The following is an 8728-nucleotide window of genomic DNA, read 5'->3' on the forward strand; positions in this document are numbered from 1 at the left end:
CGGGCCGCCCGGGGCGGGGTGGCCCACTCACCCCGCCCCGCCCCGGCCCGCCCCCGGCGCCCCGGCCCCGAGCCCCCGCCGCTACCCGATGTCCGTCGGATCCACCCGCACCCGCACCGGCTCAGCCGTCCGCAGCGCGATCCGCGCGATCTGCGCCGCCTTGAGCGCCGCCGCCAGCGCGGTCCCCTGCCCGGGCGCCACCCGCAGCAGCGCCCGCTCCTGCTCCTCCCCGCGCAGGGCGGGCACCGGCACCGGTCCGAGCACGTCGGCGCCCTCCGGCAGCCGGATCAGGTTCAGCAGGTCGGCGACGGCGGCCGGGCTCCCGCTCACCGCGGCCATCCGCGACACCGGCGGGAAGTGCAGCTGCGCCCGTTCGTCCCGCTCCAGCCCGGCGTGCCCCAGCGGGTCCCAGCGCACCAGCGCCTGCACCGGCCGGGCCGACGGCTCGGCGACCACGACGACGGTCCCGCCCTCCGTCGAGGGCCGGGCGAGCGCGGCCGCCGCCAGCCAGAGCCGCAGGGTCTCCTCCCCGGCCCGCAGGTCGGGCCGACTGAGCAGTGCCCAGCCGTCGAGCAGCAGCACCGCGCCGTACCCGGTGCCGCCCTCGACCAACGGCTCCGCCCCGGGGGTGGAGATCACCAGCGAGGGCTCGTCCGGTACGGTGTCGAGCACCGCGTCCCGCCCCGAGGTCCGGACCGGGATCCGCGGGAACGCCTTGCCCAGTTCCTCCGCGGTGCGCCGGGCGCCGATCACCTGGGCCCGCAGCCGGAAGGAGCCGCACTCGGGGCAGTGCCAGTCGTTCTCGGCCTCCCCGCACCAGCTGCAGCTCAGCCCGGCGTCCGCGGCGGGCGCCTCCAGCGGCCCCTCGCAGCGTCGGCAGCGGGCGGGGGTGCGGCAGCGTCCGCAGGCCAGCCGGGGCACGTAGCCGCGCCGGGGCACCTGGATGAGCACCGGGTGCCCGGCCGCCAGCGACTCCCGGGCGGCCTCCCAGGCGATCGAGGGCAGCCGGGCGGCCTGGGCGGCGGCGTCCCGGTGCTGGTCCTGGTCGGTGACGGTGCGTACCCGGGGCGCGACCTGCCGGACCATCTCCCGTTCGGCGACCAGCGGCCGCGCCCAACCGGTGCTGACCAGCTGGGCGCCCTCGACGGTCACCGCGTGCCCGCCGAGCAGGACGGCCGCACCCTCCTCGGCGGCGCGCAGCAGCGCGACCTCGCGCACGTGCGGGTGGGGGGCGCGCGGGTCGCTGTGGCTGCCGTCGCCGTCGGACCAGACCACCACCAGCCCGAGGTCGCGCACCGGCGCGAACATGGTGGCCCTGGTGCCGATCGCGGCGTGCACCGAGCCGCGGCTGACCGCGAGCCAGCGCCGGTAGCGCTCGCGCGGGCCGAGTTCGGCCTCCAGCGCCATGTGCATCCCCGGTCCGAGCAGCTCGGTCAGCGCCTGGTCGACCCGGGCCACCGACCGCCGGTCCGGCAGCACCACGAGCGCGCCGCGCCCGCCGGCCAGCGTGGCCGCGACCGCCCGGGCGATCTCGTACGGCCAGCCGGGCCCGGGCAGGGCGGCCCACACGGCGCGCGGCGATCCGCCGCCCGCCAGCGCGGCGAGGAAGTCGGGCCCGGCCGGGTAGCGCTGCCAGCCGCCGGGGGCAGGGACCGGCGGACGCGGCAGCGGCGGTGGGGAGGGTTCGGCCTCGGCCTTGGCGTGCCGGGGCGGCACGGCGAGCTGCAGCACGTCGGCCAGCGTGCCGGCGTACCGGTCGGCGACGGTGCGGCAGAGCCGGAGCAGTTGCGGGGTGAGCACCGGTTCGGGCGAGAGCACCTGGGCGAGCGGGGCGAGCGGGCCGGCGAAGTCGCTCTTCTCCAGCCGGGCGACGATGAACCCGTCGTGGAGTTCCCCGCCCTCGCGCTGCCCCCTGACCACCCGCGCCCCGAAGCGCACCCGCACCCGGACGCCCGGCTGGGCCTCCTCGGCCATGGCGGCCGGCACCTCATAGTCGAAGAGCTTGTCGATGGTGAGCACGCCCTTGTCCACCACGACCCGGGCCACCGGCAGGTGCTCGGCCCGCTTGGCCCCGTGCCACGTCCGGGGCTTGGCCCGCTTGACCGTCTCCCGGATGAACGCCAGCTGCTCCGGCTCGGCGGCCCCATTCTCCCCTGTGCTGCTCATCGCTCCCAACTACTACCAGGTCACACCGACACCGCGCACAAAGCCACCGCGCACGAAGCCACCCCGCACAAATCCCCCCCCGCACGAAGCCGCCGCGCACAAAACGGCGCGGCGCCCACCCCGAGCCGGGGCGGGCGCCGCTGCACGGAGCGCGCGTCAGTCCTGGACGGCAGCCTTCAGCTGCTCCACCCGGTCGGTGCGCTCCCAGGTGAAGTCCGGCAGCTCCCGGCCGAAGTGGCCGTACGCGGCGGTCTGGGAGTAGATCGGCCGCAGCAGGTCCAGGTCGCGGATGATCGCGGCCGGGCGGAGGTCGAAGACCTCGGAGACGGCCTTCTGGATCGAGAGGACCGGCACGGTCTCGGTTCCGAAGGTCTCCACGAACAGGCCGACCGGCTCGGCCTTGCCGATCGCGTACGCGACCTGCACCTCGGCGCGGCTGGCGAGGCCGGCGGCGACGATGTTCTTCGCCACCCAGCGCATCGCGTACGCGGCCGAGCGGTCCACCTTGGACGGGTCCTTGCCGGAGAAGGCGCCGCCACCGTGGCGGGCCATGCCGCCGTAGGTGTCGATGATGATCTTGCGGCCGGTGAGGCCGGCGTCGCCCATCGGGCCGCCGATCTCGAAGCGGCCGGTCGGGTTGACCAGCAGGCGGTAACCGTCGGTGGTCAGCTTGATGCCCTGGTCGGCCAGCGCCTTCAGCTCCGGCTCCACGACGAACTCGCGGATGTCCGGGGTGAGCAGCGACTCCAGGTCGATGTCACTGGCGTGCTGGGTGGAGACGACCACGGTGTCGAGGCGGACGGCCTTGTCGCCGTCGTACTCGATGGTGACCTGGGTCTTGCCGTCGGGGCGCAGGTACGGGATGGTCCCGTTCTTGCGCACCTCGGTGAGGCGGCGGGAGAGGCGGTGCGCCAGGGTGATCGGCAGCGGCATCAGCTCGGGCGTCTCGTCGGACGCGTAGCCGAACATCAGCCCCTGGTCGCCGGCCCCCTGCTTGTCCAGGTCATCCTCGTCACCCTCGACCCGGGCCTCGTACGCGGTGTCGACACCCTGCGCGATGTCGGGCGACTGGGCACCGATGGACACCGACACGCCGCAGGAGGCGCCGTCGAAGCCCTTCTTGGAGCTGTCGTAGCCGATCTCCAGGATCTTGTCCCGGACGAGCTGGGCGATCGGCGCGTACGCCTTGGTGGTCACCTCGCCGGCCACGTGCACCTGGCCGGTGGTGATGAGCGTCTCCACGGCGACCCGGGAGGTCGGGTCCTCCCGCAGGAGAGCGTCAAGGATGGTGTCGCTGATCTGGTCAGCGATCTTGTCGGGGTGTCCCTCGGTCACGGATTCCGAGGTGAACAGGCGGCGAGACACAGCGCTCCCTGGGGTTGCAGCGGCTGCTGACTGAAGGCCCCCGGCGAGACCGGGGACATCCGGAAAGACTTGATTCCTGGATTCTAACGGTCTGCTTCCGTCGAACGTCACCCGCTTCCGGAAATCAAGACCGTTCTCCAGCGGGACCCGATCAGTTCCGACCCGGTTCCAGCCGCTTTGCGACCAGGTCCCAGACGACGTCCGCGAGCGCCTCCTTGGGCCCGACCGGTACGGGGGTCTCGCTGCCGTCCGCCCCCAGCACCACGGCCTCGTTGACGTCCTGCCCGAAGGCCTTTCCGTCGCCCACCTCGTTGACGACCAACAGGTCGCAGCCCTTGCGGGCGAGCTTGGCGCGGCCGTTCGCGAGCACGTCGTCCGTCTCCGCCGCGAAACCCACCACCAGTTGGCCCGAACGGGGCCGGTGCCCCGACAGCTCGGCCAGCACGTCGGGGTTGCGGACCAGCGCGACCGGCGCCGGCTCGACCCCCTCGACCTTCTTGATCTTGCCGGTCGCGTACTCGGCGGGCCGGAAGTCCGCCACCGCGGCGGCCATCACCACGGCGTCCGCGTCCGCGGCCGCCTTCAGCGCCGCCTCGCGCAGCTCCAGCGCGGTCGAGACGTGCACCACGTCCACCCCGGCCGGGTCGGGCAGCTCGGCGTTGGCCGAGACGAGGGTCACCCGCGCCCCGCGCGCCGCGGCGGTCACGGCGAGCGCGTAGCCCTGCTTGCCGGAGGAGCGGTTGCCGAGGAAGCGCACCGGGTCCAGCGGCTCCCGGGTGCCGCCGGCCGAGACCACCACGTGCCGGCCGGCCAGGTCGGTGGGCACCGCCCCGCCGCGGCGCAGCACGGCCCGGCAGGCCTCGAAGATCGCGCCGGGCTCGGGCAGCCGCCCCTTGCCGGTGTCCTTGCCGGTGAGGCGCCCGACGGCCGGCTCCAGCACGATCACACCGCGTCGGCGCAGGGTGGCGACGTTCTCCCGGGTGGCCGGGTGCTCCCACATCTCGGTGTGCATGGCGGGCGCCAGGACGACGGGGCAACGGGCGGTGAGCAGGGTGTTGGTCAGCAGGTCGTCGGCGAGGCCGTGGGCGGCCTTGGCGATCAGGTCGGCGGTGGCGGGGGCGACCACCACCAGGTCGGCCTGCTGCCCGATCCGCACGTGCGGCACCTCGTGCACGCGCTCCCAGGTCTCGGTGGCGGCCGGGCGGCCGGACAGCGCGGCCCAGGTGGCCTCGCCGACGAAGTGCAGCGCCGCCGCGGTCGGCACCACGGTGACCTGGTGGCCGGACTCGGTGAACCGGCGCAGCAGCTCGCACGCCTTGTAGGCGGCGATCCCGCCGCTGACACCCAGAGCCACCCGGGGAGCGTCCACACTCGCGTTCATCTACCGGCCTTTCTCCGCATCGGGAACCCGCCCACCCTACGGCCCCTCGGCCACCCCCCACACCGAGGCCCGGCCCACAACCGGCGACCCCGCCGAAAACGCCGGAGGGCCCGGCGGAGTGATTCCGCCCGGCCCTCCGGGAAACATACGGGGCTGCCTCAGGCAGCGCCCTCGATCGCCTCGGCGGTCAGCATGCCCGCGTTGATCTCGCGCAGCGCGATCGACAGCGGCTTCTCGTGCACGTGGGTGTCGACCAGCGGGCCGACGTACTCCAGCAGGCCCTCGCCGAGCTGGGAGTAGTAAGCGTTGATCTGGCGCGCGCGCTTGGCGGCGTAGATCACGAGGCTGTACTTCGAGTCGGTGGCCTCAAGCAGCTCGTCGATCGGCGGGTTGATGATGCCCTCGGGCGCGGTCATGGAAGAGGACACGCGAAAACCTTCCGAAAGGGTGGAAAAGACTGACAGGTCAGGCTACACCGAGCAAGGCTAGCAGTTCGGCCGCTACCTGCTCGACGGAGGTGTTGACAAGGGTGGTGTCGAACTCGGCCTCGGCCGCGAGCTCGACCTTGGCCGCCTCCAGCCGCCGCGCGATCACGTCCTGCGCCTCGGTGCCCCGCCCGGTCAGCCGGCGGACCAGCTCGTCCCAGCTCGGCGGCGCCAGGAAGACCAGCTGGGCCTCCGGCATCGACTCGCGTACCTGGCGGGCGCCCTGCAGGTCGATCTCCAGCAGGACGGGCTCGCCGCGCTCCAGCTTCTCCAGCACGGCCGCACGGGGGGTGCCGTAGCGGTTGCCCGCGAACTCGGCCCATTCCAGCAACTCGCCGTTGGCGATCAGCTTGTCGAACTCGTCGTTGTCGACGAAGTGGTACTGGACACCGTTCTTCTCGCCGGGCCTCGGGTGCCGGGTGGTGGCCGACACCGAGAGCCAGACCTCGGGGTGCATCTTCCTCATATGAGCGACGACCGTGCTCTTGCCGACCCCCGAGGGGCCGGAGAGCACGGTCAGCCGCGGACGCTCACTCATGCACCGATTATCCCGGATCGCGGACGATCCCGGGACCACGGGGGCACGGTCAGGCGGCGCCACCGCCGAACTCCCGCTCCAGGGAGGCGATCTGGTTCGTTCCGAGACCGCGGACACGGCGGCTCTCGCTGATGCCGAGGCGCTCCATGATCTGCTTGGCGCGAACCTTGCCGACGCCCGGAAGGGACTCCAGCAGGGCCGACACCTTCATCTTGCCGATGACATCGTTGTCGTTCTTGCCGGCCTTGATCACCTCGTGCAGGGAGGCGCCGGAGTGCTTGAGCCGGTTCTTGACCTCGGCGCGCTCCCGGCGAGCCTCGGCGGCCTTGGCGAGCGCGGCGGTGCGCTGTTCAGGGGTAAGGGGCGGAAGAGCCACGCCGTTCACCTCAGGGTGTGGAAGGAAGGGATTGAGCTATGACTGGTTCGGTACTCAGGACACCGTCCGCAAGGGGAGCCCAATGGGGAACCACAGGGCCCTGACCTGCGGGAGCTGCGGGATTCGCAACTCGCCGATGACCTATCGCCGGACACTACCCGGATTGCGGCGCCGCGTCAGGAAAAGAACACGAAAAGTCCTGGTCAGCCAAGGCCGACCAGGACTTTCCAGGGCAAAATGACCGCGATTGCGAAACTTTGACGGGGTCGATGTGACGGCGCTCACGTCAACTCCGGTGCCGCCCCGCCGTCCTGCGGACACTGCGCACGGTCACCGCCCGGCTACCGATCGGCTACCGGCCGGGCCGCCCGCGCTACTTGACGGCGTCCGCGAACTCGCCGACGAAGCGCTCCGCCGCCTCCCGCAGGGCCGGCACCGACGGCCCGTGCTTGAGCACGTCCCGGCTGACGCTCGGCACCACGTTGATCACCGAGGCGCCGAACACCCGCGGCAGGTCCGCCATGGTCGCGCCCTGGGCGCCGATCCCGGGCGCCAGCAGCGGGCCGTTGATGGCCAGGTCCACGCCGGCGTCGGCCAGCGTCGCGCCGACCACCGCACCGTAGGAGCCCAGCGGCGCGGCGTCCGCGTTCTCGGCCGCCAGCTGGCGCAGCACGGACGCGGCGACCGGCTCGCCGTCCGCACCGACCGCTCGCTGCACCTCGGCACCCTCCGGGTTGGAGGTGAGCGCCAGCGCGAACACCCCGCAGCCCTGCTCGCGGGCCAGGTCCAGGGCCGGGCGCAGCGAGCCGAAGCCCAGGTACGGGCTGACCGTGAGGGCGTCCGAGAACAGCGGGCTGCCGGGCGACAGGAAGGCCTCCGCGTAGGCGGCCATGGTGGAGCCGATGTCGCCGCGCTTGGCGTCCATCAGGACCAGCGCACCGGCCGCGCGGGCCTCCTCGACGGTCCTCTCCAGCACCGCGACGCCCTTGCTGCCGAAGCGCTCGAAGAAGGCGGCCTGCGGCTTGAGCACGGCCACCCGGTCGGCCAGCGCCTCCACCACCGTGCGGCTGAAGGTCTCCAGCCCGGCGAGGTCGTCGCCGAGCCCCCAGGCGGAGAGCAGGGAGGCGTGCGGGTCGATGCCGACGCAGAGCTGGCCGCGGGTGTCGAGGGCTCGGCGCAGCCGGGCGCCGAACGGGGCGAGGGTCATGTCGTCCTTTCCGGATTCTGTACGGGATCCTGTACGGAGGTCACGAGCTGCGGACGGCGCTGCCGACGGCCGCCGCCAGGTTGCGGAAGCCCGCGGCGCGGACCCGGGCCGAGAGGCCCCGGTGGATCCGGCGGCACCAGAACGGCCCCTCGTAGATGAAGGCGCTGTAGCCCTGCACGAGGTCTGCGCCGTGGATGATCCGCTGCCAGGCGTCCTCGGCGGTCTCCACGCCGCCGACCGAGACCAGCGTCAGCCGGCCCCCGGTGCGGGCGCGCAGGCGCTGCAGCACTTCCAGGGCGCGGGCCTTCAGCGGGGCGCCGGACAGGCCGCCCATGCCGATCTCCTCGACCCGCTGCGGGTCGGCCCGCAGGCCCTCGCGGCCGATCGTGGTGTTGGTGGCGATGATGCCGTCCAGGCCGAGCTCCAGGGCCAGGTCGGCGACCCCGTCGACGTCCTCGTCGGCCAGGTCGGGGGCGATCTTGACCAGCAGCGGCACGTGGTGCGCGGTGGTGCGGTCGGCGGCCTCGCGGACGGCGGCCAGCAGCGGGCGCAGGTGGTCGACGGCCTGGAGGTTGCGCAGCCCGGGGGTGTTCGGGGAGCTGACGTTGACCACCAGGTAGTCGGCGTACTTCGCCAGCCGCTCGGTCGACTTGACGTAGTCGGCGACGGCGTCGGCCTCCTCGACCACCTTGGTCTTGCCGATGTTGACGCCGATCACCGGGGTGGAGCTGGTGTGCGGGCGGGCGGCCAGCCGGGCGGCGACCCGGGCCGAGCCCTGGTTGTTGAAGCCCATCCGGTTGATCAGCGCGCGGTCCTCGACCAGGCGGAACAGCCGGGGCGCCGGGTTGCCGGGCTGGGGCTCGCCGGTGATGGTGCCGATCTCGACGTAGTCGAAGCCGAGCATCGCCAGGCCGTCGATGCCGACGCCGTTCTTGTCGAAGCCGGCCGCGAGCCCGAACGGGCCGGGCAGGTCCAGGCCGAGGGCCCTGGTGTGCAGCGCCCGGTCGCGCGGGGCGAGCACCAGCCGCACCAGGGTGCGCAGTCCGGGCACCGAGGAGGCGAGCCGGATCCAGAAGAAGGCGAGGTGGTGGGCCTTCTCCGGGTCCATCCTCTTGAAGACGAGGTCGAACAGGAACTTGTACAAAGTGGGGTCAACTCCCGCAGCGGAAACCGTACTCGGGCATACGAGTGGGGGGCACCATTCCGTCTC

General features: G+C 73.1%; 8 protein-coding genes. All 8 read right to left on the minus strand.

The features are described from left to right. Positions 1 to 81: 81 nt before the first annotated feature. The 8 genes from ACZ7BZ_RS18290 to ACZ7BZ_RS18325 all read right to left on the minus strand — a co-directional run bounded on the left by ACZ7BZ_RS18290 (position 82) and on the right by ACZ7BZ_RS18325 (position 8662). Positions 82 to 2166: a primosomal protein N' gene (locus ACZ7BZ_RS18290; RefSeq protein ID WP_470359190.1), complete on the minus strand. Its 2085-nt coding sequence runs from the start codon at positions 2164 to 2166 to the stop codon at positions 82 to 84. A 156-nt stretch (positions 2167 to 2322) separates the two neighbouring features. Then, positions 2323 to 3531: a methionine adenosyltransferase gene (gene metK / locus ACZ7BZ_RS18295; RefSeq protein ID WP_465744763.1), complete on the minus strand. Its 1209-nt coding sequence runs from the start codon at positions 3529 to 3531 to the stop codon at positions 2323 to 2325. 151 nt (positions 3532 to 3682) lie between these two features. After that, positions 3683 to 4912 carry a bifunctional phosphopantothenoylcysteine decarboxylase/phosphopantothenate--cysteine ligase CoaBC gene (gene coaBC, locus ACZ7BZ_RS18300; RefSeq protein WP_470359191.1) on the minus strand — a complete coding sequence of 410 codons (1230 nt, stop codon included), beginning with the start codon at positions 4910 to 4912 and terminating at the stop codon, positions 3683 to 3685. A 158-nt stretch (positions 4913 to 5070) separates the two neighbouring features. Beyond that, positions 5071 to 5340, minus strand: coding sequence for a DNA-directed RNA polymerase subunit omega (gene rpoZ / locus ACZ7BZ_RS18305; protein WP_031072480.1), 270 nt, complete (start codon positions 5338 to 5340; stop codon positions 5071 to 5073). Positions 5341 to 5377: 37 nt separating this feature from the next. Next, positions 5378 to 5935 carry a guanylate kinase gene (gene gmk / locus ACZ7BZ_RS18310; RefSeq protein ID WP_380458579.1) on the minus strand — a complete coding sequence of 186 codons (558 nt, stop codon included), beginning with the start codon at positions 5933 to 5935 and terminating at the stop codon, positions 5378 to 5380. Positions 5936 to 5984: 49 nt separating this feature from the next. Then, positions 5985 to 6311, minus strand: coding sequence for an integration host factor, actinobacterial type (mihF, locus tag ACZ7BZ_RS18315; RefSeq protein WP_030290269.1), 327 nt, complete (start codon positions 6309 to 6311; stop codon positions 5985 to 5987). 373 nt (positions 6312 to 6684) lie between these two features. After that, positions 6685 to 7518 carry an orotidine-5'-phosphate decarboxylase gene (gene pyrF, locus ACZ7BZ_RS18320; RefSeq protein ID WP_470359192.1) on the minus strand — a complete coding sequence of 278 codons (834 nt, stop codon included), beginning with the start codon at positions 7516 to 7518 and terminating at the stop codon, positions 6685 to 6687. A 40-nt stretch (positions 7519 to 7558) separates the two neighbouring features. Continuing rightward, positions 7559 to 8662 (minus strand): quinone-dependent dihydroorotate dehydrogenase, encoded by a 1104-nt coding sequence (locus tag ACZ7BZ_RS18325; RefSeq protein WP_470359193.1) that lies wholly within the window; start codon positions 8660 to 8662, stop codon positions 7559 to 7561. Positions 8663 to 8728: the final 66 nt, after the last annotated feature.

The sequence above is a fragment of the Kitasatospora sp. NPDC036934 genome, from assembly GCF_055608425.1.

Excerpts from the sequence above, each read along its gene's own strand:
- ACZ7BZ_RS18290 (WP_470359190.1), bottom strand. The coding sequence starts at position 2,166 with ATGAGCAGCACAGGGGAGAATGGGGCCGCCGAGCCGGAGCAGCTGGCG.
- coaBC (WP_470359191.1), bottom strand. The coding sequence starts at position 4,912 with ATGAACGCGAGTGTGGACGCTCCCCGGGTGGCTCTGGGTGTCAGCGGC.
- gmk (WP_380458579.1), bottom strand. The coding sequence starts at position 5,935 with ATGAGTGAGCGTCCGCGGCTGACCGTGCTCTCCGGCCCCTCGGGGGTC.
- pyrF (WP_470359192.1), bottom strand. The coding sequence starts at position 7,518 with ATGACCCTCGCCCCGTTCGGCGCCCGGCTGCGCCGAGCCCTCGACACC.